This window comes from uncultured Sunxiuqinia sp. (assembly GCF_947495665.1).
Taxonomy (GTDB): Bacteria; Bacteroidota; Bacteroidia; order Bacteroidales; family Prolixibacteraceae; genus Sunxiuqinia; species Sunxiuqinia rutila.
This window is the reverse complement of record NZ_CANLZV010000007.1, coordinates 114,159-138,703: the sequence shown is the minus strand read 5'-3', so window position 1 is coordinate 138,703 and position 24,545 is coordinate 114,159. Positions and strand designations below refer to the sequence as shown.

At 44.0% G+C, this 24,545-nt stretch carries 20 protein-coding genes and 1 riboswitch; of the genes, 9 read left to right on the top strand and 11 right to left on the bottom strand.

The genetic code is table 11. The features are described from left to right. Window positions 1–2: 2 nt before the first annotated feature. Complete coding sequence (locus Q1A18_RS10725; protein WP_299579476.1) at window positions 3–620, bottom strand: SIS domain-containing protein; 618 nt, start codon at window positions 618–620, stop codon at window positions 3–5. Window positions 621–1,069: 449 nt separating this feature from the next. Here Q1A18_RS10725 and sucC point away from each other — a divergent pair, with 449 nt between their 5' ends. After that, window positions 1,070–2,212, top strand: a complete 1,143-nt coding sequence (gene sucC / locus Q1A18_RS10720; protein ID WP_299579473.1) for an ADP-forming succinate--CoA ligase subunit beta — start codon at window positions 1,070–1,072, stop codon at window positions 2,210–2,212. 12 nt (window positions 2,213–2,224) lie between these two features. Further along, window positions 2,225–3,106: a succinate--CoA ligase subunit alpha gene (gene sucD, locus Q1A18_RS10715; protein ID WP_299579470.1), complete on the top strand. Its 882-nt coding sequence runs from the start codon at window positions 2,225–2,227 to the stop codon at window positions 3,104–3,106. Between the two features lie 48 nt (window positions 3,107–3,154). Here sucD and Q1A18_RS10710 read toward each other — a convergent pair whose 3' ends face one another. After that, window positions 3,155–4,015: a DUF4861 family protein gene (locus Q1A18_RS10710; protein WP_299579467.1), complete on the bottom strand. Its 861-nt coding sequence runs from the start codon at window positions 4,013–4,015 to the stop codon at window positions 3,155–3,157. 318 nt (window positions 4,016–4,333) lie between these two features. On the opposite strand from Q1A18_RS10710, the gene Q1A18_RS10705 reads away from it, so the two are divergent. The 4 genes from Q1A18_RS10705 (at window position 4,334) to Q1A18_RS10690 (ending at window position 11,206) form a co-directional block, all read left to right on the top strand. Then, window positions 4,334–8,110, top strand: coding sequence for a response regulator (locus Q1A18_RS10705; RefSeq protein ID WP_299579463.1), 3,777 nt, complete (start codon window positions 4,334–4,336; stop codon window positions 8,108–8,110). 73 nt (window positions 8,111–8,183) lie between these two features. Continuing rightward, on the top strand, window positions 8,184–9,803 hold the full coding sequence (locus Q1A18_RS10700; RefSeq protein WP_299579460.1) for a response regulator: 1,620 nt from the start codon (window positions 8,184–8,186) through the stop codon (window positions 9,801–9,803). Continuing rightward, the gene (locus Q1A18_RS10695; protein ID WP_299579457.1) at window positions 9,790–10,635 is read left to right on the top strand and encodes a protein-glutamate O-methyltransferase CheR; all 846 of its coding nucleotides are present in this window, start codon (window positions 9,790–9,792) and stop codon (window positions 10,633–10,635) included. The genes Q1A18_RS10700 and Q1A18_RS10695 overlap by 14 nt, the downstream gene beginning before the upstream one ends. Then, window positions 10,628–11,206, top strand: a complete 579-nt coding sequence (locus Q1A18_RS10690) for a chemotaxis protein CheB (RefSeq protein WP_299579454.1) — start codon at window positions 10,628–10,630, stop codon at window positions 11,204–11,206. The genes Q1A18_RS10695 and Q1A18_RS10690 overlap by 8 nt, the downstream gene beginning before the upstream one ends. A gap of 98 nt (window positions 11,207–11,304) precedes the next feature. Here the strand turns inward: Q1A18_RS10690 and Q1A18_RS10685 are convergent, their stop codons facing one another. Further along, on the bottom strand, window positions 11,305–11,553 hold the full coding sequence (locus Q1A18_RS10685) for a hypothetical protein (protein ID WP_299579451.1): 249 nt from the start codon (window positions 11,551–11,553) through the stop codon (window positions 11,305–11,307). A 452-nt stretch (window positions 11,554–12,005) separates the two neighbouring features. Here Q1A18_RS10685 and Q1A18_RS10680 point away from each other — a divergent pair, with 452 nt between their 5' ends. Further along, a complete protein-coding gene (locus tag Q1A18_RS10680) occupies window positions 12,006–13,730 on the top strand; it encodes a DEAD/DEAH box helicase (protein ID WP_299579448.1) in 1,725 nt (574 codons plus the stop codon). Window positions 13,731–13,788: 58 nt separating this feature from the next. Here the strand turns inward: Q1A18_RS10680 and thiD are convergent, their stop codons facing one another. The 7 genes from thiD to Q1A18_RS10645 all read right to left on the bottom strand — a co-directional run bounded on the left by thiD (window position 13,789) and on the right by Q1A18_RS10645 (window position 21,064). Continuing rightward, entirely contained in the window at window positions 13,789–14,613 is an 825-nt protein-coding gene (gene thiD, locus Q1A18_RS10675) for a bifunctional hydroxymethylpyrimidine kinase/phosphomethylpyrimidine kinase (RefSeq protein ID WP_299579445.1), read from the bottom strand. Between the two features lie 16 nt (window positions 14,614–14,629). Beyond that, window positions 14,630–15,631, bottom strand: coding sequence for a thiamine-phosphate kinase (gene thiL, locus Q1A18_RS10670; RefSeq protein WP_299579442.1), 1,002 nt, complete (start codon window positions 15,629–15,631; stop codon window positions 14,630–14,632). 52 nt (window positions 15,632–15,683) lie between these two features. Next, a complete protein-coding gene (locus Q1A18_RS10665; RefSeq protein ID WP_299579439.1) occupies window positions 15,684–16,331 on the bottom strand; it encodes a TenA family protein in 648 nt (215 codons plus the stop codon). Window positions 16,332–16,335: 4 nt separating this feature from the next. Then, window positions 16,336–16,965, bottom strand: coding sequence for a thiamine phosphate synthase (gene thiE, locus Q1A18_RS10660; protein ID WP_299579436.1), 630 nt, complete (start codon window positions 16,963–16,965; stop codon window positions 16,336–16,338). Window positions 16,966–16,967: 2 nt separating this feature from the next. After that, the gene (thiM, locus tag Q1A18_RS10655; protein WP_299579433.1) at window positions 16,968–17,762 is read right to left on the bottom strand and encodes a hydroxyethylthiazole kinase; all 795 of its coding nucleotides are present in this window, start codon (window positions 17,760–17,762) and stop codon (window positions 16,968–16,970) included. A gap of 112 nt (window positions 17,763–17,874) precedes the next feature. After that, window positions 17,875–17,971, bottom strand: a riboswitch (TPP riboswitch). Between the two features lie 74 nt (window positions 17,972–18,045). Next, complete coding sequence (locus Q1A18_RS10650) at window positions 18,046–19,719, bottom strand: HAMP domain-containing sensor histidine kinase (RefSeq protein ID WP_299579429.1); 1,674 nt, start codon at window positions 19,717–19,719, stop codon at window positions 18,046–18,048. A 91-nt stretch (window positions 19,720–19,810) separates the two neighbouring features. Next, window positions 19,811–21,064: a response regulator gene (locus Q1A18_RS10645; RefSeq protein ID WP_299579426.1), complete on the bottom strand. Its 1,254-nt coding sequence runs from the start codon at window positions 21,062–21,064 to the stop codon at window positions 19,811–19,813. A 603-nt stretch (window positions 21,065–21,667) separates the two neighbouring features. On the opposite strand from Q1A18_RS10645, the gene Q1A18_RS10640 reads away from it, so the two are divergent. Together Q1A18_RS10640 and Q1A18_RS10635 are read left to right on the top strand one after the other, a co-directional pair. After that, the gene (locus tag Q1A18_RS10640; RefSeq protein ID WP_299579423.1) at window positions 21,668–22,168 is read left to right on the top strand and encodes an outer membrane beta-barrel protein; all 501 of its coding nucleotides are present in this window, start codon (window positions 21,668–21,670) and stop codon (window positions 22,166–22,168) included. An 87-nt stretch (window positions 22,169–22,255) separates the two neighbouring features. After that, entirely contained in the window at window positions 22,256–23,563 is a 1,308-nt protein-coding gene (locus tag Q1A18_RS10635; protein ID WP_299579420.1) for an OmpA family protein, read from the top strand. 162 nt (window positions 23,564–23,725) lie between these two features. Here the strand turns inward: Q1A18_RS10635 and Q1A18_RS10630 are convergent, their stop codons facing one another. Next, window positions 23,726–24,517 carry a DUF1080 domain-containing protein gene (locus Q1A18_RS10630; protein ID WP_299579417.1) on the bottom strand — a complete coding sequence of 264 codons (792 nt, stop codon included), beginning with the start codon at window positions 24,515–24,517 and terminating at the stop codon, window positions 23,726–23,728. Window positions 24,518–24,545 lie beyond the last annotated feature (28 nt).

The window sequence follows — 24,545 nt, the reverse complement described above, 5'->3', positions numbered from 1 at the left end:
GTCTATTTTTTATTTTGAAGACGTGCCTGTGTGCGGGATTTGTCTCCCAGGTAGCCACCGTGGTGACGCTTGGCGTAATCTTCGTTTGTAAATCCAATTTTTTTCATCAACAGCACCACCAAAATATCACCAATAACGGTCATGGTTGTGGTGGATGTGCTGGGCGTTAAACCCAAGGCACAAACTTCATCCGGGTTGCCGGTGAAAAGAACGGCATCGGCCAGTTGAGCCAGTTCGCTGTCAGGGTTTCCGGTAATTACCACAATCGGAATATTCTCATACAGGTTGTCGGCCAGGTTGACCAGTTCCACAATCTCCCGGGTTTTTCCGGAATTGGAAATTAACAACAACACATCGTTGGGCTGAACAACTCCCAAGTCGCCATGCTGCGCATCGCTCGGGTGCAGAAATACGGCCGGCGTACCGGTTGAGCTAAACGTAGTGGCAATGTTTAAAGCAATTTGTCCGGCTTTCCCCATTCCGCTGGCTACCAGCTTACCTTGTTTTTGGTGAACACATTTTTCAATAATCCGAATGGCTTCTTCATATTGGTCGGTAACAGGAATGTTGGCAATGGCGTCGGCTTCCTGCTTAATCAGTTTGATAACTTCCTCTTTCATTTTTTCTATGTTGTGCTTTGGCGTTTTTTTATCATGAAGTGCTCATGAAACAGAACACTTGAAATTTGTGCGCCCAAAATTACAGTTATTTTTAGCTTTTGCCAATGAGCCTGACACTTTTAAGGAGCCTTACGGCATTTCAATAGGCATCTTTCTCTTGGAGGCAGCACTGCTGTTGGCTTAACACCCCTTTATTTTATGGGCTGCCACTCCTTATTGACGGCTTATTGCCCTGCCTGGCAGAAGGCTTCTGATGAAAAATACTACCGAAATAATGCTCCGGGTCGCGATGTTTTGTCTTGGAACTTTTGTACAAACAATTCAGTAATGCGGGTGTTTATATGTTTTAAAATAGCTAGTGACTATGAGTGATGTACTTCCATGCCACTGGATATTTTGATACATTTAAACCAAGCAAGAATTTTCTAACCTTTATTAATAAATACTTTATGAAGATACACGAATATCAAGCCCGGGAAATCTTCAAGAAATACGGCCTTCCGGTACCGAACGATGTGCTTTGCCATTCGGTAGAGGAAGTAGAAAAAGCAATGGCAAAGAAAGACGACATGGTTGTTGTAAAAGCGCAGGTGCTTGTTGGCGGACGCGGAAAAGCCGGCGGAGTAAAACTGGCTAAAACCAAGCAGGAAGCCGTAGATGCAGCTCGCCAAATTCTGGGAATGGACATCAAAGGCTTTACGGTAGAGAAGGTTTTGCTGGCTGATGCTGTCGATATTGAAAAGGAATTTTATGTTGGTCTGATCAATGACCGGAATACCAAGTCGGTCACCCTGATGGCCAGTGCCGAAGGGGGAGTGGAAATTGAAGAAGTGGCTAAGAATACGCCGGAGCTGATCCATAAATTCCCCATTGATCCCTTGACAGGCTTACTCGATTTTCAGGCCCGTGCCATTGGAATGAAGCTGTTTGGCGACGTCAAACTGGCCCGCAAGGCAGCCGGCATTATGCAAAAGCTATACACCCTGTTTGTAGAAACCGATGCGACTATTGCAGAAGTCAACCCTTTGGTGCTAACCCCCGATCAGAAGATTTGGGCCATTGATGGCAAGATGAATTTTGATGATAACGCCTTGTATCGTCAACCGGAAATTGAAGCCATGCGTGAAGCTGATGAAGATGAGCTGAAAGAGATTGATGCTCACGAAAAAGGCTTGTCTTATGTGAAGCTTGATGGCAACATTGGCTGTATGGTGAATGGCGCAGGACTGGCGATGGCTACCATGGATATGATTAAGCTTTATGGTGGTGAACCAGCCAACTTCCTGGATATTGGCGGAAGTTCCAACCCGCAAAAAGTGGTGGATGCCATGAATATCCTGACTTCGGACAAGAATGTGAAGGCAGTGATGATTAATATTTTTGGCGGAATTACCCGTTGCGATGACGTGGCGCGTGGCTTGATCGAAGCGCTGGACACCATTGGATCCAAGATGCCTATTGTGGTGCGTTTGTCGGGAACCAATGCCGAAGAAGGTTTGGCTTTGCTGAAAGAAAAAGGATTGCCGACTGTGCAAACCATGAGTGAAGCGGCCAAAAAAGCGATTGAGTTAAGTCGAATTCAGGAATCTTAAAAAATCGAAACCATGAGTATTCTCGTAAATAAAGATACAAAACTGCTGGTGCAGGGAATAACCGGCCGTGACGGACAATTTCACGCCGGCCGTATGAAAGCATATGGAACCAATATTGTAGCCGGAACATCGCCCGGGAAAGGCGGTCAGGTCGTTGATGGCATTCCGGTTTTTGATACAGTCGCTGAGGCTGTCCAGGCAACAGGTGCCAATACATCAATCATTTTTGTGCCGGCCCCCTTTGCTGCCGATGCCATTCTGGAAGCTTCTTACGCAGGCATTGAGTTGGTGGTGGCGATCTCCGAAGGAGTTCCTATTCAGGATATGATTCGGGTAACCTCAGTCATTGAGCGCAACGGAACCAAGTTAATTGGCCCCAACTGCCCCGGACTAATTACGCCCGATGAGGCGCTGATTGGGATTTTGCCGGGAATGATCTTCAAAAAAGGAAACATCGGGTTGATGTCGCGCAGTGGCACCTTGACCTATGAGGTGGTCAATATGTTGACAAAAAGTGATATGGGGCAGAGTACGGTTGTTGGCATCGGGGGAGACCCGGTAGCCGGCTTGTACTATATTGATTTGCTGGAGATGTATGAAAATGATCCTGAAACCGAAGCTGTGGTGTTGATTGGCGAGATTGGTGGCGATGCCGAAGAGCAGGCTGCTGAGTACATTGCCAAACACATGACCAAGCCGGTGGTATCCTTTATTGCCGGACAAACCGCACCTCCCGGAAAACGAATGGGGCATGCCGGAGCTATTATTTCAAGTGGCTCAGGAACGGCCGAAGAAAAAATCAAGGCTTTTGCCAAGGCCAACGTGCCGGTAGCCAAAGAGCCTTCCGAGATTCCCGGATTGTTAAAAGAAAAGTTGGCTAAGGTCAACGCCTAAACAAAAATCCCGCTGGAAGGCGGGATTTTTTGTTTCTTAAAAGGAATCTTATTGAATGTTGTTGAGGTAGCTTATAAAATCTTCCAACGAGTTAAATCCTTCTTCTTTCTCACAGGCTGAAGTAATCCAGGTGCTCATGTAGTTGGTTGGCTTCGAAATCAGGATGTATTGATCGTCTCCTTTTTCCTTGCTTACAAAATCCTCGGGCTGATAGAGCAAGGCAGCCCCAATGGTGAGTTGGTAGGCAGCTACATCGGCGGGGTGAAGGCCCCAGCTGGCCACGTAGCCATCACCGTCCTGCGTGGCTGTTCCCGGATGGAAGTTTACGCCAGTCATAAATTGAACCGGCTCAGAACTAAAGGCAAATGCTTCAACCTTGGCTTCGCGTTGGCCCGAATAAACCGTAACGCGAACCAGCACATCAATGCTGTCACCTTTGTAAGGCACATTTTCAGAAAGCATTTCCATGTACGATTGGTTGGCTTCTTTTTTTACCCGGGCAGTTCGTTTACTAACCGGATCCAGAAGAACAATCTGCTCGCCGTCCCATAGACGAACACCGCCCAATCCAACCGTTTGGCCTACTTTGTACTGATCAGCTCCCCAGTCTTCTTGCTGTTGCTTCGGAGTCGGGTACCAGCGGGCTTGTGCAAGTTCCAACTGCGGTTTGGTTTTGTTGTACACGTCAATGGCCACTTTGTGGTCGAAATAGAGGCGCAGGCCCAACCATTCATTTTCAACTGCCGGGCCATGATGACCAAGTTGACGGTATAAGTCTCCGCTTAACGATTCGATAGCGCTGACTTGGTCCGGATTGTCTTTCCAGAATAAGCTGATTTCCGTTTTGTTCTGTGCTGCTGCTGAGAGTCCAAAGAGGGAAATCAGTGCAAAGGTGATTAGAGTCTTCATACTGAAATATTTATTATTAATTATATCCATTGCAGGCAAATATAGGAATTAATACCAATAAAATACAATCGATTGCATGAGGTGTGCCCCTTGCTTGATTACCGGAAGTTAATCAGTCGTTTAGCGGTTGTTGTTCCTCTCTTGTTTTGGGTTTTGTTTGACTGCCTGGTTTAGCTGCGTGTATGGAGTTATGAATGTGTAAGATGAGATAAAGGTTTTGTTTAAACCCCATTGCTCGGCATCTTTTTGTGCAAACAATTTCAAAAAGTATGGGTCCGCTAAGTAATCATTTTCTATTTTTGGCCAAAATAATCCAAAATGACCATGGCTAACTTCAGCGGACTGAAGCTTCGGAATAAACTCCGGCTTCTGAGTCTTTTTTCTATTCTAAGTTTAATCGTGTTAGGCTTTATCTCCAACTTTTTTTACAACACAGGAAAAACACTTAATCTGATGATTAATGCAGAGCGGGTGCATAACAATGTGTTCCATGAAGGTATCGAGGATTTTTATCGCTACCAGATTTCGAATGATGAAGCGTTGCGGAATCAGGCGGTAGCGAAAATGGAAGCTGCCAACCAGATGGCCCGGAATTTTGCTGCTATTGAGCAGCTGGCTCAACTGCCCCGTGAAGCATTTGTTGATACTCTTTTTAGTTGCTATAGAGAGGCATATAATGATGATCGCTCAAATGCGGTGTTAATGGCAAGCCGGGTTAAATTGCTATTGGCACTTGATTCAGATAAGTTGGATGAAGCTCAGCAAATCACTCGAAGAGGCTATGAACTGGGAGAGCAAATTCAAAAGGAAGTGTTGGCCTACCGATTTAACACGGACCAAGCAACGAAAGCTGAAATTACGGACGACTTGGCACAAATGAGGGGCTTTTATGGTGATTTTGCCCAAGCTATTTCTTCTTTAAATACCATGGCAAATAACTTGTTGTTGGCTGGTATTTTGCTGATCGTGCTAGTGCTGGTTGTTATCGTATTTGCGGCATCCGAGTGGATTAGTCGCTCTATAACCAAGCCAGTGCAAGAAATGGTTGAAAAATTTGGAGAGATTGCCAAGGGGGATCTTACAGCCGATCTGGCGATCCAGGCCAATAATGAGATTGGCGAACTGGCCAACTCATTCAGGGAGATTCAAAACGGATTTCGTGAGGTGATCAACTACACCAAAAACGTGGCGAATGGCAATTACAGCACTCAGATTGTTCCCCGGTCTTCCAAAGATGAATTAAGCCAGGCGCTGAATAAGATGGTGGACGAACTGCGGGAAGCGCAGGAAAGGACAGCCAAGGATTCGTGGTTTAATGCCGGAATTAATTCAATCAATGAAAAACTCCGGGGCAACCAGCAACCGGATGAAATTTCATCCAAAGCATTGACCTTTCTGATGGAGTTCCTGCATTCTCAGTTGGGGAGCATTCATATGTACGATCCGGATTACAAGTTTTTGACCTTGCTCAGCTCCTCAGGATTCGATCCGCAGAAACTGAAAAGCAAAATCAAACTGAACGAAGGAATTATTGGTCAGGTGGCTGCATCGGGAGAACGTGTTATTCTGAATGATATCCCGGATGAATCTTACCTCACTTACTCGTCTTCGGGACAGTTTAAGCCCAGCCAGGTGGTGGTGATTCCGCTGCTTTTCAACGAAATACTTATCGGAACACTGGAGTTGTCTTCGCTCACCGCTTATACGTCATTGGAACTGGATTTTCTGCAACAGGCATCTAAAATTCTGTCCATCTACCTCAATTTGTCTGAGAATGTGTTAAAAACCAACGAACTCCTGCAGAAAACACAGGATCAGGCCAGTGAGCTGCAAGTACAGCAGGAAGAGTTGCGGGTGGCCAATGAGGAGCTGCTGGAACATACCAAGGTGTTGACCGATAATGAGAAAAAGCTGCAAGTACAGCAGGAAGAACTTCGGGTGGCCAACGAGGAATTGGAAGAGCGAACCCGCCAGTTGGAACTTCAGAAAGAAGATATTAGTTTAAAAAATAATGAGTTGATAGAAACTCATGATCAGCTGGAGGCCAAAGCCAAAGAGCTTCAGCTAGCCAGCCAGTATAAGTCCGAGTTTTTAGCCAACATGTCGCATGAGCTGCGGACACCGTTGAACAGCCTGCTGATTTTATCGAGTCTGTTGTCGGCCAATAAAAAAGGCAACCTGACGGAAGATCAGGTTCAGTCGGCCAAAATTATTCACAAAAGTGGAGCCGATTTGCTGCACTTGATCAACGAGGTTCTGGACTTGTCGAAAATTGAGGCTGGCAAGATGACTGTTGACATGGATTTCGTTCAAACGATTGATTTGAAGGAAGAAGTGTTGATGAGTTTCAAGGCCACAGCCGAAGATAAAAAGCTGGCTTTTGAGGTGCTGATTGAGGCGGGCTTTCCCAACGAAATAAGGACCGACAGGCACCGCTTAATGCAAGTGTTGAAAAACCTGCTTTCCAATGCGTTCAAGTTTACCAGCCAAGGGCAAGTTGCGGTTTATTTTATGGGGAGTTGTCCGCAAACACAGTTCCGGTCAGCCGGACTTCAGCCAGAAAACACTTGCTGCATTCAGGTCTCAGACAGTGGGGTAGGGATTCCGGCAGAGAAGCTGGAGGCCATCTTCGAAGCGTTTCAGCAGGCTGACGGAAGTATTTCCCGCAAATTTGGAGGAACGGGGCTGGGCTTGTCCATTTCGCGCGAACTTATACGCATGCTTGGTGGCGAAATTCAGTTGGAAAGCCAGGTTGGCAAAGGCTCTGTGTTTTACGTCTATTTGCCTGTTCATGCCGGAATGGACGCCATTTCGGAGCCGGTGAAATTTGCTCAGCCGAAAGTGGCCAATATTCAGGAAGCATCAGAAACAATTCCGGTAAGTCACCCAATTTCGGATCCGATACTTACGCCTTTTATTGACGATGACCGAAATGATTCCCTGAACGGGCAGACCGTTCTGGTCATTCACCCATCCAAAGCGCAAGCCGAGAAGTTTTTACAGCAAGCCCGGGCAAAAGATTTTCGTGTGATTGCCGCAGCTAATATTCCGGATGGAATTATTCTGGCAGAGAAATTTCACCCCAAAGCCATTATGCTGGCGGTAGAGTTTGCCAACACCGCCGATGCTGATTATCAAAAACTGAAAACTCACCGGCTGTTAGGGAAGCTGCCGGTTCATGTAATTACGCCTATTGACTACAACGAGTCGGAAGAACAAGGCGAGCTGAAAACCCTTGAAACCATAGAATTCGCTGACGCTTTAAAGTCGCTTGACAGCCATTTTGCGTCTCCGCTAAAACGAATGCTGATTGTGGAAGATAATGCGGTGACGCGCAGTGTGATTAAAACCATGCTGTTTGATCTTGACCTGGAAATCAGTGAGGTGGAAATGGCACACGAAGCATTCGATCTATTGAGCCGCGAGACCTTCGACTGTGTGATTCTGGACTTGGGTTTGCCAGACTACTCCGGCAAGGCGTTGCTCGAAAAACTGAAAGAGCACAAAATTGCCATACCGAAAGTGATTGTGTACACCGGCAAAGAAATGTCGCAGGAGGAAGTGCGGGAGTTGAATGCCTATACTGACACCATTATTTTGAAAGGTATTAAATCCGATGAACGGTTGATGGACGAAGTAACCTTGTTTTTGCATCAGGTTTCCAGACAGATTCCAGGAAAGAAAACGAAGCCGGCCATCACCAATGAGGAAGCCCTTTTTAAAGGGAAAAAGATTATGGTTGTTGACGATGATATTCGCAATGTGTTTGCGTTGGGGCAAATTCTTGAAGAGCGGGAAATTGAAGTGGTTGATGCCGAAAACGGGCAAGTGGCCATCGACTTGCTGCAGGAGGATCCTCAGGTCGACTTGATTTTGATGGATGTGATGATGCCTGTTATGGATGGGTATCAGGCCATGCACATTATTCGCAACACGCCCAAAATAAAAGATATTCCAATCATCTGTCTAACGGCTAAAGCCATGAAAGAAGATCATGAGAATGCCTTGAAAAACGGAGCCAATGATTATTTGTCCAAGCCATTGGATGAAGGAAAATTATTTTCCATGCTTAAAATTTGGCTTTACAGAAATTAAAGATTTTTAGACTGCTGGCGAGGCATGGCTTTCGAATAACTGGCGGGCTTATTGAAGATAAATTGTAAATTACATGAAACCAAAAATTCTGATTGTCGACGATCTGGTTGAGAATCTCATTAGCCTGGAGGCTGTTTTAGAGGATTTTGATAGTGATATTTTTCGGGCGTATTCAGGAGAAGAAGCACTGAAATTAAGTTTGAAAGAGGAATTTGCGCTTGTAATCCTGGATGTTCAGATGCCCGGGATGAATGGATATGAAACCCTGGAGATGATGCGCCAACGTAAGAAGACCAGGTACCTGCCTGTTATTTTTGTTTCTGCCATTCATCAAAGTGATTTGCACATTATCAAGGGCATCGAAACCGGTGCAGTCGATTTTATCCCCAAACCCATTATTCCTGATATTTTGAAGGGGAAAGTCCAAGTTTTTCTCGACCTGTACTTGCAGCGAGCCAAGCTGGATTACCTGCTCGGCGAAATGGAAAAGGCCAATTTGAATCTGAAAATAGCCAAAGACAAAGCTGAGGAGGCTACACGAACCAAGTCCATGTTTCTGGCCAATATGTCGCATGAAATACGTACGCCACTCAACGGTGTGCTTGGGGTTTCCAAGTTGTTGCAAAAAACGGATTTAAACGATGATCAGAAAGAACTGCTCAATATTGTGACCAATTCGGGTGAGAATTTGATGTTGATTATCAACGATATTTTGGACTTCTCAAAAATTGAATCCGGGCAGATTCAGCTTGAAATGATTGACTTCAATTTAAAAGAACTGGTTGAGAATGTCTTTCAGCTGATGAAGTTTAAAGCCATTGAAAAAGGCATTCAATTTAAGTACGCTATTGGCGATGATGTGCCGGAAAGGCTTTGCGGAGATCCTTTACGGATTAACCAGATTTTGATGAACTTGGTCAATAATGCCATTAAGTTTACCCACCAGGGGAAAGTCGAAATTTGTATTGAATTAGTGGATTGGCACGAATCCATGGCACGAATTTTATTCCGGGTGATTGACACAGGAATTGGTATTTCGGAGGAAGGCAAGCTGTTGTTGTTTAAAGAGTTTTCTCAATCGGAAACATCCATCACGCGAAAATATGGCGGCACAGGATTGGGGTTGGCCATTTCACAAAACTTGGTGTGCCTGATGAATGGCGAAATAAATGTGAACAGTGAACTGGGGCAGGGAGCTGAGTTCTGGTTTCGTCTTCCGTTAAAAAAAGCGGCATGCCCGGGGGGAGAGTTGGAAAGGCAGGATGTACAGCATCAAGCTGATTTTCGCATTTTGCTGGCAGAAGACAACGCCATTAATCAGCGGGTTTGTGAGCTTAGTTTAAAACAACTGGGCTACAAATGCGACATTGCCAACAATGGGCAGGAGGCTGTCGATATGCACCAGCAGTTGCCCTACGACTTGATTTTGATGGATATGCAAATGCCGGTTCTGAATGGTATTCAGGCTACCAAAGCGATAAGGAAAATGGAACGGGAGGCCTTGGTAAAACATCCGGTTTATATTACTGCCGTAACGGCCAATTCCTTGGTTGAAGAGAAAAAAGATTGCATGCTGGCCGGAATGAATAACTTTTTAAGTAAACCTTTTTCTGAAAAAGAACTTTTATTGGTATTGCAGGAAGTTAGTCGAACGAAAACAACAAAGAATCAGACTGAACATGAGTGCCTATAGTGATGCCAATGCCGACTTGTTGACCATCGAATTGCAGCTGCTTTTGGAAGGGATTTTCCAGAAATACGGCTATGATTTCAGAAATTACAGCAAAGCCCATATTCGCAGGCGGGTTTTAAACCGGCTGAGTTTGTGCCGGCTGGAAACCGTGTCGGAATTACAAAACAAGGTTTTGCGTGACCCGGATTTTTTTCGGGACTTTTTGGAAGACCTTTCCATTAATGTCACCGAGATGTTTCGTGATCCGGATTTTTACCGCTCGTTTCGCGAGAACATTGTTCCCAAACTTAAAACCTACACCTATTTTAAGGTGTGGCATGCCGGCTGTGCCACGGGAGAGGAAGTATATTCGCTGGCTATTTTGCTGCAGGAAGAAGGCTTGCTGGAGCGTTGCCAGTTTTATGCCACCGACTTTAACCGAAAGGTGCTGGAAATTGCAAAAGAAGGGGTTTATCAGAAAGCCGACATGGAGCTGTATGAGCGCAATTACCAGCTATCAGGCGGAAAGGGAAAGTTATCGGATTATTACAATTCAATGTATGGATCGGTCATGTTTAAAAAGGAGCTTTCCAAACGGATTGTTTTTGCCGACCATAATTTGGTTACCGATGGTGTTTTTGCGGAAGTGAACCTGGTTATGTGCCGGAATGTGTTGATCTATTTTGATAAGATGCTTCAGGATAAAGTGCTGAATTTGTTGACAGAAAGTTTGGTGCCTGCCGGCTATTTGTGCCTGGGAAGTAAAGAAAGCCTGAAATTTTCGACGGTTGAAAATCGGTTTGTCGCTCTGGATGACAAGCAGAAAATTTTTAAAAAGAAGTTGAATGTATAAAGCAATAGTTGTTGGTACTTCCTATGGCGGCTTGGAAGCACTGAAGCTTATACTGCCTCAGCTGCCCGAAGATTTTCCGTTGCCCGTCATTGTCGTTTTGCACATTGGCGAGCATAAGAATGATACGTTTATACGGCTTTTAAATGAGCTTTGTACTTTGCAGGTAAAAGAAGCCGAAAGTAAGGAGCCTGTTTTACCCGGACACATTTATTTTGCACCGCCAAACTACCATTTGTTGGTTGAAGATGACCGGACCTTTTCCTTGTCGACGGATGAAAAACTGAATTATTCGCGCCCCTCTATCGACATCCTTTTTGAGTCGGCTGCCTGGGCCTATCAACACGAGCTTATTGGCTTGATACTTACTGGCGCCAATTCTGATGGTGCTGAAGGCCTGAAGACTATCAAAAGCTTTGGAGGGAAAACAATCGTTCAGGACCCTTGTCATGCTATTGCCCCGATTATGCCGCGCTTTGCCTTAAAAATAGCTCAGCCCGAAATCAGGCTCAGTCTTGAAGCTATTCCCGCCAGGCTTGTAGAATTGGCCAGTTCAAAAAAGGCAGTTGAGTAAGCTGAACCAGCCTTTTGGGGTTCGGGTAATTCGGATTTGGTATGCCGAAAAATGACTGGCCTTATGGGTAGCAACAGGCGATAAAACGTACTGCTGACTTAGTTTTTTGATCGTGGGGCAAAGCAGAGTCTTCCAGTCAGTTGGCCGGCAAAAAATGCACCAACAAGAATCGGATAGGTGTAAAAAGCAAAGCCAATATCGCTGTATATGCGGAGCAATATGACAAAGGGAACCGGAATGTGAATATAAAGCCACCACATCAGGCTGAACTTTTTGTGCTTGGAGCGAAGGTAGCCAAAAGGGATATTCAAAATAAAAACACAAAGGGCAACGAGTACAATGGTCATTTCAACTTCTTTAGATCAAAACTAAGGATATAAACTTAATTCCAAAGCATTTGGTTTGCTGAATTATTTCAGCATAGATTTTTGTCTGTCTTTTTTGTTGGCGGTTGGTTCAAAGTTTTTCAATTTGAATCGGGTTACTGACTTTCTGAGGGCTTCCAAGCCTTCCATAAAATGCAATAATTGATGATTTAGCAGTCTGGTCGTTGTTTGTTGGTTATTGTTTTGTTTTTTGTAATGTGTTCTGCTGTAGTTGTTTGGTGTGGTTTGTATTTGTGTGCCTTAACAGGAAATTTACATGAGGAAGCCGCGGGAGCCAGGTCTGGAAAATTAACCTATCTTTGCAGCTCAATTTTTGGCATCGGTGGCATAGGGGTGTATTGAAAAGTAAATTTTATTGTCATCAGTGCTTATTGGGTTCGGAAAGCGTGTTGCTTTTCGGTTAAATAAATACAATGATGACATTTGAACAGACGGGTCTCAAACCCGAACTGCTTAGCGCCATTTCAGAAATGGGCTTTGAGCAACCTACTCCTATTCAGGAGAAAACAATTCCACATCTTATCAATAACAAAAACGACTTGATTGCTTTAGCGCAAACAGGTACGGGAAAAACAGCTGCTTTTGGTTTGCCTGTTCTTCACAATTGTGATGTGACTAAAAAAGATATTCAGGCTTTGATTTTGTGCCCAACGCGCGAGCTGTGTTTGCAGATTAGTCGCGATTTGGATGCTTTTTCCAAGAACCTACGTGGTTTTAAAAACATTGCCGTTTATGGTGGTGCCGATATCAGTAAGCAAATTCGTGAGTTGCGCAGTGGCGGCCAGGTGGTTGTAGGAACCCCCGGGCGTGTACATGACTTGATTCGCCGTAAGGTGTTAAACGTTAGTCAGATTCGATGGATGGTATTGGATGAGGCGGATGAAATGCTAAACATGGGTTTCAAGGAAGAGTTGGATGCAATCTTAGCAGAAACACCGGCCATCAAGCAAACCCTGCTTTTTTCGGCGACCATGCCTCGTGAGATTTCCAACATGACCAACAAATATTTACATTCTCCTGAGGAAATTTCAGTAGGGCGTAAAAATGAAGGTGCCGCAAATGTGGAGCATCATTATTACGTGGTTCAGGCCAAAGATAAATATGCTACTTTGAAACGAGTGGCTGACAACTACCCCAACTGTTATGCTATTGTTTTCTGTCGTACTCGTATGGAAACACGCGATGTGGCAGAAAAGCTGATGGAAGATGGTTATAATGCGGATGCTTTGCATGGCGACTTGTCGCAGGCACAGCGCGATTATGTGATGAACCGTTTTCGTACGGGGCAATTGCAGATGTTGGTAGCAACCGACGTGGCAGCACGTGGGCTTGATGTGAATAGCCTGAGCCATGTTATTAACTACAGCTTGCCCGATGATCCGGAAGCATACATTCACCGTAGTGGACGTACCGGTAGAGCTGGGAAAAGTGGAATCTCAGTTTCTATTTTACACATGCGTGAAACCGGAAAACTGAGACATATTGAGAAAATCTTCAATAAGCGCTTCGAGCGGAAAGACGTTCCGGGAGGAGAAGAAATCTGTGAAGTTCAGTTGATGCACCTGGCAGAAAAAGTAGCGCAGGTTGAAGTGAATGACTCTAAAATTGATCCTTACATGCCGGCCATTATGGCGAAGTTTGAAGGATTGAACAGCGAGGAAATACTCAAGCGATTTGTTTCGGCTGAATTTAACCGCTTCTTAGCATACTATAAAAATGCACCGGACCTGAACGTTCGCGGACAGGAACGCAAGGGTGGAGATAAGCGTGGCCGGCGTGGTGATCGTGGAAATGACTACAACGACAATGGAATGAACTTTAGCCGCCTGTTTATCAATGCGGGTAAAAAGCAAAACCTGAATGCTTCACGCCTGTTAGGCTTGATTAATGAGCACTCGAAACGGAAAAATGTTGAAATTGGCAAAATCGATATTCAACGTAAATTCTCCTTCTTCGAGATCGATAGTCGTTTTGAAAAGGAATTGATTCAATCGATGAACCAGTCTTCATTGGATGGCCATTCTTTGGAGGTTGACCGAGTGACGGGCGAAGAGCGCGTGTCGGTTCCGAAAATTAAGAAGAAAAAGAAAACCGCCATGGACCAGCCAAGGGCCAAACGCAAGCGGACAAAAAGATAAAGCAAAAGCGGAGTGAATGGATTTTCACTCCGCTTTTTTTTTGCCTTTGGGCATGGTGTCAAACCAATTGTGGTTCTTCTTTCCAAAGGTTGTGGAAATGATGAACAGGCCCGTTGCCTTTGCCGATTTGGTAGGCAGCTCCTTTTTCAATGGCTTGATTGATGTACTGTTTTGCATGAGTCACTGCATCGTTCAGCGATTCTTGTTTAGCCAGGAAAGCGGCCAATGCCGAAGAAAAGGTGCAGCCTGTTCCGTGCGTGTTCCGGGTATTGATCCGTTTTGATGAAAGCTCCAGAAACTCATCCGTTTCAGCATTGTAAAACACGTCGATAAGCTCATCATCCGTTAAGTGTCCTGCTTTGAGCAAAACGGAAACGGTTTGCTGGCAGGATAAGGCCTTGGCAACTTTTTTCAAATCAGCTTGCTGGTTGATTTTTAGGCCGGACAAGATTTCTGCTTCCGGAATATTGGGGGTGATTACCCGCACCATTGGAATCAGCTCTTGTTGTAAGGTTGCAATGGCTTCGTCTTGTAGAAGTTTGTCGCCAGAGGTAGCTACCATAACCGGATCCAGAACAATATTGTTGACCTGGTGTGGCAGGATTGACTCTTTAACAGCACGAATGAGTTCCGAAGAGTGCAACATACCAATTTTTATGGCATCAGTTCCAACATCTTCCAAAACTGATTTTATCTGTCCTTTTACAAAATCGATTGGGACAGGGTGGACGCCATAAACTCCAACCGTGTTTTCATCAACAATGGCGGTGATAGCTGTTGTTGCAAAACAGCCACAGGCTGAAATTGCCTTTAGGTCAGCCTGAATGCCGGCACCACCACTGGGGTCACTTCCGGCAATGCTTAAAACTCGTTTATAGTTCATTATTACGATTTAGAAATTATTGAAAATGATTAAAACCGGTTTTCCCGAATTGAACTTCTTTTCCTTCTTTGAACCAGTGAATTTCTGGCTCTCCTTCTTCAATGACACCGATTGGGAAAACGGTTTGGCCAAACTGTTTTTGAAACAGCCCTTGTAATGACTCAAGTTGGTTGGCTTCGAGGGTGAACAGCAATTCGTAGTCTTCGCCACCACCAATTGCTAATTCTTCCGGCTGCCAGTTTTGCTCCTGACTCACTCGCTTCAGTTGGTCGGAGATCGGCAGCTGCTGCAAATCAATTTTGGCCATTTTACCAGAAGCCTTCAGGATATGTTTGAGGTCGGAGGCAATTCCATCCGAAATGTCCATCATACTATGCACCCCGTTAAGGTTGACTAAGGCTTCTCCTTGTTCAATCCTGGGCTCTGGCTGATGATGTTTTTTCAAAAGGTAATCCGTATCCTCGTTTGATTCCAGCTGGTTGAGCAGAACCTGCAGCCCACCTGCCGAATCACCCAATGAGCCGGTAACACAAACCACATCGCCTGCTTGTGCGCCAGAACGTAACTTAGCCTTCCCTTTGGGGCACTTCCCAATGGCACAAACATTAATGGCCAAATGTTTAACGGATTTGGTGGTGTCACCTCCTAAAAGTGGAGTTTGGTAGCGATCCGAAATGGCGTGGTAGCCTTTCATCAGTTTATCCAGGTATTCAACATCGACTCCCGGAGGAATGGCGATGGATAGAAAAGTCCCAATTGGCGTTGCTCCCATCGCAGCTAAATCACTCAGGTTAACAGCAACCGATTTGTAGCCCAATTGCCAAGGGGTGATTTTTTCACGCAAAAAGTGAATATCCTCAATCAGCATATCGGTGGTGACCAGTAGGTCTTCAGTGTCATTCATTGGTAGAATGGCGCAATCATCACCAATGCCAAATACATTTTTGGTCAGCAGCGATTTAAACTCGGGTGAAAAACGTTCGATAAAACCGAATTCTCCTATTTCTTTTAATTCCATGGGTTTCTTTTATCCTCAGTTTTGATGCCTCTAGAATTCATTAATTATTCTGTCAAACAAGCCATTGCTCTTGCTGCCAGGCACTGTGCCAAAACATCCATTCCATTTTAAAGGACAGCTCAAAAGCTCTGGTCATTTCCTTGCGTTTTGCTGGTGTTGCGTTTTGCGCAGCTTCATCGCAAATGGCAACTGCCTTTTTTACGGCAAGAGCAAACTCTTCTCCACCATAAGTATTGATCCATTCCTGGTAAGGATTTGCTCCTTTCGTTTGGTTAGCGAGGATATAATCACCCACTTCTTTGTAAACCCAGAAGCAAGGCAATACAGCAGCTAAGGCATTTTCAACCGATCCGCTGGCCAGCTGTTGGTGCATATGTCCGGTGTAAAGCGTGCAGGTTGGAGAAGGCGTTGCTTCTCCGCTTGCTCCTTTTAGGTACGATTCGTGCAAGGCTTGTTCTACGGTGACGGTATCTGAAGAGAATGAAAGAAAATCTTCGCGCCACTCTTTGCAGTCAAGTTTTGCGGCAATGCCTGCTAAAATTTTTCCATACTCGGCAAGGTAAAAAGCATCCTGCTGTAAGTAAAAAAAGAACTTTTCCTTTGGAAGTGTTCCTTCCATCAGTTCGTTCAAAAAAGGTAATTTTAATATTTGGTTATAGACTGGGGTACAGGTTTCCCAGGCTTCTTTACTCCATTTCATAGCTTTATTTTTTTACAATTAATTTTTTTAATGATGCTGCGGCTTTCATGGGACTATCTGCTGACGAGATGGCCGAAACAACAGCAACTCCGTCAGCTCCTTTGGCAATGATCTCCGCGGTGTTTTCAAGGTTTATTCCGCCAATGGCTACAGCAGGATGTTTGGATAATGCACAGCTGGCTTTTACGCCTTCGAGCCCAAATGGGGTGAACGTATCTGTTTTGGTCGGGGTGGCAAATACGGGCGAAATTCCGATGTAGTCGATATCTAAAGCATTGGCTTCTTCAACCTGTTGAATGGTTTCTACTGATAGCCCCAGAATTTTATTTTTCCCCAGAAATTGCCGGGCAATCTCGCAAGGCAAATCGCTTTGTCCAATGTGCAACCCATCAGCATCAATGGCCAAGGCGATGTCTAGGCGGTCGTTAATGATGAGCGGAATATTCTGTGGTTTGAGTAACCTTTTTAACCGAATTCCAAGCTCATAAAAGTCGCGGGATGAGCAGTCTTTTTCGCGGAGCTGAACCATGGTGACGCCTCCTTTCACTGCTTCGGCAGCAATGTATTCCAATGGCCTTCCTTTCGACAAATCGCGATCGGTTACCAGGTAGAGGCTTAAATCAAAAGGAATCATAGTTAATTGATAAAGGTGTTGGTAATTTCTTCTTCGGAAAGTTGATACAAGGTGTCAATGAAGACGGTTTGTAAACTTCCAGGACCGGCAACTTTAGCTGCTGATAATTCACCGGCAATTCCCATTATGGCCATCGCATGAGCTGCGGCCTGAAGTGCATTTTCGTTGATTGCGGCAAAGGCTCCGGTGATGGCCGATGCTGTACAGCCCATGCCGGTTACTTTGGGCATGAGCGTGCTGCCATTTTTGATGGAAATGACTTGTTCGCCATTGGTGATAAAATCTTCCACTCCGCTAATGACCACAACTGCTCCGGTTTGATTGGCCAAGCGCTTGGCGGCTTCTAAAGCTGAATCGGCAGCGATGGTGCTATCGACTCCTTTTGTGGCTATATTTTCTTTTGCCAAAGCCATAATTTCGGAGGCATTTCCGCGGATAATGGTTGGTTGGCTTGTGGCTATAATTTGGGTTGCTACTTGATTCCGATAAGGAGTAGCGCCTACACCAACCGGATCGAAAACAACAGGGATTCCTTTTTGCTTGGCAGCAGCTCCAGCCTGAAGCATGCCGTCAACCCATTGTGGGTTTAAGGTTCCCATGTTGATGACTAATGAAGAGGCAATTCCGACCATATCGGCAACTTCCTCAATGGCGTGAGCCATCACCGGGGAGGCACCAATTGCAAGCAAGGCGTTGGCTGTATTATTCATAACCACAAAATTGGTGATGTTATGGACCAAGGGGACGTTTTTTCTTAAGGCTGTTAAATCAGCATAAATTGATTTTGAATTGATCATGACATTTGTTTTTGGGAACGAACGAATCTTGCCGCTAATGTTTTTATAAAACAAAAGCCGCTCCGCAGAAATGCGAAACGGCTTGTATTTAGCGTTCAATTAATCGTCAATTGAAATACAATCCTCGTTTCCCTCCGCTGTTATTATACATTTCAGGTTCCGGGGTATAATCTCAGCCCGCCTATTGGCAGACACCCCCAACGAGATGCAGTAAAAGTATCAAATATTCTTGAAGAACGAAAGTAGCTTACGCTACCAATTGGTCATACTCAATAAAAAATAATTAACTAAGAGGAATGGAAAAGCAGAATTTGCTTCCTTTTCCTAAATTGCTCTCGGCCCAAATTTTCCCTTGATGAAAGTCGATAAATTCCTTGGCAATGATTAAGCCAAGACCTGTTCCTACTTCATCATTTGTTCCTCTTGAAGAAGAGTTCTTATCGAGTTTGAAAAGGTTCTCAACTTGTTCTGATGACATGCCGACTCCTGTGTCAGCAACCACAAAGTTTAGATTGTCAGGCTCCGTTGTTGCTGTAACTTTTACGCTTCCTCCGTTTTCTGTGAATTTGATGGCATTTGTAACCAGGTTCTGGAGTGCAGAGCCGATCATATTTGAATCGAGTTTGGCTGTAATTTCTTTTTCCACATCCCATTCGAGTTTGATTTGTTTATTTTGAGCAATCGGAGCAACAATTAGCATGGTGTCCGAAACGAGCTCTTCAACTTTTTCAGTCTTTGGAGCGTACTTGGTTTTACCATTCTGCATTCTTGTCCAAACTAAAAGGTTTTGAAGCAAGTTAAAAATTCGTTTGGCAGATTGGTGAACAATTGATGCGTATTCACTGGTGTCTTCTTTGTTTCCTTTTTTTGCTGATTCATTCAGCATTTCACTGAAACCCAGAAGTGCATTGAACGGGTTCATCAAATCGTGGCTAACAATGGAGAAGAACTTGTCTTTTTGCAGAGAATCCTTGGTTACCTTTTGGTTTAGATTAACAATGTGTTCCTGAAAACGATCGTTTTTAAAGGCAAGCAAAAGAATGTAGCCAGCTAGAATACAGGCTAGCAACATAAGTGCAATCAGAATGTTTTGTAAAAAATCGGTTGAGCTTCTTACTGAAACTAGAAATGAATTATTCTGCTTGGCCTCCTGAGCCCGAATGCTGTTTTTTATCTCATCAATGAGTTGATGAATTTCAGCAATTAGACTATTGTTAATGGCAATAAGTTTGAGTTCACTTTCTTTGAGCTTATACGTTTTTTGAACCAGCTCTTTCATATTGCCGGAACTTGGACTCAGGCTGGTTGTTTGTTGGTTTGGAGTTGTTCCAGGCTGGCTTTGTGGAGACTGCACCAGAAGTTTGGTATTGACACGCTCCTGGACTTTTTCACCAACGAGGGCCGTTTTTATTTTTCCCAGCAAGCCTTTTTTATGACTCTCCCGTGTTTCTGAAATGCTGATTGTGTCTACCCGTCCTTCAGCCAGGAGTGGGGAGTACTTTCCCGGATTGGTTTGCTGTGCTTCCAGATCGGCGACTGAAAAAATCAAGGAATCGGTAATTTGTCGTAGCCGGACATAAATGTCAGTTTCTTTGGTTTTTTCATCCAGGATACCCGTAATGTGGTCACTTTCTTCAGCAGACATATTCGCGAAAGCTTGCTGTAATAGCCGGATATTTTCAGAGAGCGTCTGAACATGCAACTTGTAGGCTTCAAAAGCTTGTGGCTCAAAAGTAATGCAATACTCTTGAAAGCGGGCTTCCAGCAACAAAAGCGATTCGGTAACGCTTTCTGTTTTCAGAAGCTGTTCTCGGTTTTGCTGAGATAGATTTAGTGCTGACTGAATTTGGGCTTTTTCATTAATTAGGCTAATGATTACTCCAACAATCAGAATCAGAGTTAAGACCATCAACAGGGTTACTGTAAGCAGGCGTTTTGGGAGTTTTAATTTTGACATTTCCGGAATCGTCCTTTAACTGTTTTCGAATTTTGCTTTGCAAAAATCGAAATATTCCAGCAGGAAAATCAATTGGAGAACTATACTTTATCTATACTTCAGTGGTAATGGGTTGTTTGTCAGTTTGTTGTTTGTCAATCAAAAGAAGAAAATCGGTCAGGTTTTCATCATTTACCAGGTTTAGCTTTTTTCGCAAACGGTAGCGGGCTACATCAACACTTTGCGGGTTTTGAAAGGTAAGGACAGCAATGTCTTTGGATGAAAAACCAGAGCGTAACAAGGCGCACAATTTGCGCTCGTTGGGTGTTAGGTTTGGAAAGCGTTCCAGCAGGATGCGGTAAAAGGAATCGAAAGCACTCTCAAAGCGGGCTTCAAAATCATTCCAGATCTGCTCGGCCATGTTCATTTTGAACTTGCCGGTCATCTTTCGAATTTGTTCCTGACCTTCTTTGGTGGCATGGGGCAGTACTTTTTCCAAATCGTTGATCAGGCTGGTGTTCATCTCGTTGAGGTGCATCAGTTTTAGTGTGCTCGAGATCAATTCAATTTTTTTGTTGTTGATATTCTCTTCGTTGGCCTTTTTTAGCTCTGAAATGTCAGTGAAAGCCGTGATAATCCCTAAAGGTTGGTTGTGGCTGTCAAGTACAACATTTTTTGAGATAATAAATGTTTTATCTCCCGGAAAACCATTTTTTTCATAGGCTATGGCAACGCCATTCTGAATGAGTTCAATATCTTTTTGGACATGGTATCCAATTTCGTCGCTCAGGAAATGCCGGTAGACAGATTTTCCCAGCAATTCGGCCTTGTCTTTTTCAATGAGTTGCTCGAAAAAATGGTTGCACATGAGCAAGATTCCTTCCAGCGAACAATAAATCACCGGATGCGGAATGCTTTCGAGCAGGGAGGAAATGAAGATGCTTTTATCTTCCAGCGAATGGTTGTGGGCCTTTAGGATTTTTAGGGTGCTCGACAGCAAGATGATGTTTTTGACCCGGGCATTCAGCTCCAGTTTTTCAAAGGGTTTTTTCAGAAAATCGATTGCACCACTATTCATGGCCAAAGCCAAATCTTCCGATGAAGTCATCACACCGGTAATCATCAAGACGGGAATGTCTTTGGTGTGCTCGTTCTGCTTCAAGCGTTTTAATGTTTCAAGCCCATCAAGTACGGGCATGTTCCAGTCCATCAAAATCAAATCAGGAGCAGCCACCTGAACCTGATCAAGGCATTCCTGCCCGTTAGATGCTGTGATGATCTGAAAATCATTCTCCTTCAGCATATTTTGAAAGAGCTTTAGGTTTAAAGGCTCATCATCAACAAGCATTATTTTTTTATTGCTCATTCGTGCATGGTTTAGATTTTTTATTAGGGAACATAGCAATAGACTGATTGTTCCCATTATTTTCTAGTTGAGGATAGGTTGCTTTATAATAGTAATGGTTTTATTTATCCTATAAATTTATCATAAATATGTATAAAATCAAAAAATTTCTGAGAAGAACAGTGCTTTTTTAGTCTTCTATTTTCGGGCTAAAATAAAGTAGCCGATGTTATTTCATCTTTTATGTCAATTTCCATTTTTATTGACTTGTTTTATAGGTGGTTGTAGCGTGTGTATAGATGTTGTATGGATTGGCGTATAGATATTGTAAAGGGAGGTAGTGTGCGTGGTAGTTAAAATCTACGGATTTTTGTGCTCGAATTTTTTGTTCGAAAAGAATTGATGCGCAATAAATTAGTTATGAATATAGCGTGGTGTTTTTTCGGAACTTTTCTGGTGTTTATTGGTTACAGTAACTTCGGCTTTGTGCCCGTTTCCGGAACGCATTTAAATTCGGAACGAAGCCTTAGTTAAGGCATGTGGTCAGTACAGGGAGACTTGGAGGAGAAGGCAAATCCGGAACTTAAAACGCCAATGAAAATCATATTCTTAAAAATAATAGCCATGAAAAAACAAATACTCATTCTGTCTTTTGTGTTTTTTAGTCAATTACTATTTGGGCAGGCGCCAATTGCCAAGGGAGAATCGCAGTTGAATGTGGGAGTGGGATTATCTTCCTGGGGAGTTCCTTTGTATGTTGGGTTAGACTATGGGGTGCATGAAGATATCACCATTGGAGGAGAGCTTTCTTATCGTTCGTACAACGACAATTATGCCAATGTGAACTATGACCATTCGGTGCTTGGCATTTCCGGAAACGGGAATTATCATTTTAACCGGGTATTGGAACTTCCTTCGGAGTGGGACTTTTACGCTGGATTAAACTTGGGATTTTACATCTGGAATTCTCCGAAAGGGTATGGCGGTTCTCATTCTTCGGATTTGGGACTTGGTGCCCAGGTTGGAGGTCGATATTATTTCTCGGAGAAGGTTGGAGTCAACCTTGAATTTGGGGGAGGTAATGCTTTTTCCGGTGGAAAACTGGGAGTGACCTTCATACTATAAAAAATAATATTGCGTTATGGCCTTTTGTATGCATTGGTCCACGCAAAACGAGATAAACAAACAATTAAAAACAATGATCAATTTATTATGAGAAAATTACTTTTAATTTTAACAGTAGGAGTGCTTTTTCAAACAGCACATGCACAAAACCGCGATAAAAAGTGGGGATTAGGCCTGGGAGCCGGAGCGTATTATGGAAACACGCTTGAAGGAACAGGACTGGCAACGGAGTTTTATCTGAGTCGGTGGTTAAGCCCTTCTTTTGACTTGATGCTTTTGAATAACCTGGGAATTGCTAACAGCGAAATTTCAAGTACCTTGGATTATTCTGCGTCTTTCCTGAACTTGCGATACAAGTTTAATAACGGTTATATTTTCAAAGAAAACAGCAGTGTTCAGCCTTACTTGTATGGTGGTCCTGGTATTATTATGGACAACAAAACAGAAGGATTGAACTGGGATGCTGGTTTAGGTTTTAAATTTCCATTGAGCCCTTCTGTTTCATTATTTGCTGAAGCCGGATTTATTGAAGGCTTAAGAGGTGAGAAAGCAAGAGATGAAGGAACGTTTACTGAAAGCTTCTGGAAAGGAGTTGGAGGTATTGAAATTAGCTTCGGAAAATCGAAGGATGCTGATGGTGATGGTGTTCCTGATCGCAAGGATGACTGTCCCAATACGCCACAAGGAGTTGCTGTTGACAAGAATGGATGTCCTATTGATACCGATGGTGATGGTGTCCCAGATTACAAAGATGACTGCCCAACTGAAGTCGGAGAGATTGCTTTGAACGGATGCCCGGATCGTGATGGCGATGGCGTTGCTGATAAAGATGACCTTTGCCCGGATGTTGCCGGAGTGAAAGAACTTGCTGGATGTCCTGACAGTGACGGTGACGGTGTTGCCGACAAAGATGACAAATGCCCGGATACTCCTCGTGGATATAAAGTAGACCGCAATGGTTGTCCTTATGATCGCGATGGTGACGGTGTAGTAGACGAAGAAGATGATTGTCCGACTGAAGCTGGCCCGGCAGATAATAATGGCTGTCCGGTTGTTGCTACCAATCCAGAGGCCATTCATTACGAATTTGATAAGAGTAGCCTGACTTCATCAGCTAAAGCTGGTTTGGATGAGGTGATTAAAACGATGAAAGACCACAGCGAATATTCTGTGGAATTGTATGGACACGCAGATGAAATTGGAACAGAAGCTTACAATATGAAGCTTTCAGAGCGTCGGGCGAATGCTGCAAGAACGTACCTGGTTGAAAAAGGTATTGCTGCCAGCCGGATTGTAAAAGTTGTTCCTTTAGGAAAATCTCAGCCGGTTGCTTCGAACAATACTGAAGAAGGACGTGCAAAGAATCGTAGAGTTGAATTCAAGCTTGTTAAATAAACCCATGCAGAGTTTGCGTGGAATTTGAGTTTTGAATTATATTCGGACTTGAAGAGGGATCAAATTTTGATCCCTCTTTTTATTTGCTTCAAGCCTTGCCTTGGATACTGCAGGCTAATATTTGTCTGGTTTTAGCCCCAAAGGGGCGAGCAGTTTGTCGGACTATAGATTGTCCGGAAACGATTTGATGTTTCTGATTTCAGCTTTGCGGATAAACAATTCGCCGCCTTCTGACTGGATCTGAATTTTCCCTTTGCTGAGTGGCTGAACCTGGCCGTTTACCAACAAGCCGGTATTGTCGCATTCCATCACTTTTACGCCATTTACCACATGAATGGCTTTCTGTCCAATGCAATAAAGGTCAATTACATTCCATTCTCCAACCGCTTTTTCCTGGTTCGAATTTTTACGGGCAATTTTGCCGCCTTCCTGGTCATTTCCAAAGGCCAGCCGGTCTCCATTGGCCGCGTAAACCAGTTTGTCCCCTTCTTTTTGAACCGGAATTTCAGCATACGGATCGCCCATCATATAGGCATCACCAATATTGCCATGCATGAGTTGCAGTTCAATGGAACTCATCCAAGTGTCTAATCCAGCGCCAAAGTCACCCACGCTGTGGTAAAGTAAGCCGCTGTTTCGAGTGGTGTATACGTCGTCGCCCCATTTGAATTCCATGCGAAAGTGGTAATTTTTATAGGCTTTTTTGGTGGCAATGGAGGCGTTTACATCTCCGGAAATCCGAAGCAGCTTTTCGTTGTTTTGCTCTACCACGGAAAATGTGCTTTTGGGAGTGGCTTTTTCCTTCAGGTCATCAAAGCCGGTAAGGGCAGTACCAATAAAAAATTCCCAGTTGGAGAGGTTTTTACCGTTGAATACCGCTTTCATTTTTTGTGCATGAGCATTTAAACTCAGGCTTAATGCTAAGACAATTAGCAGGCTTAGGTTTCGAGTCATAATTTTTGAATTTAGAGGGTGAAAAAAA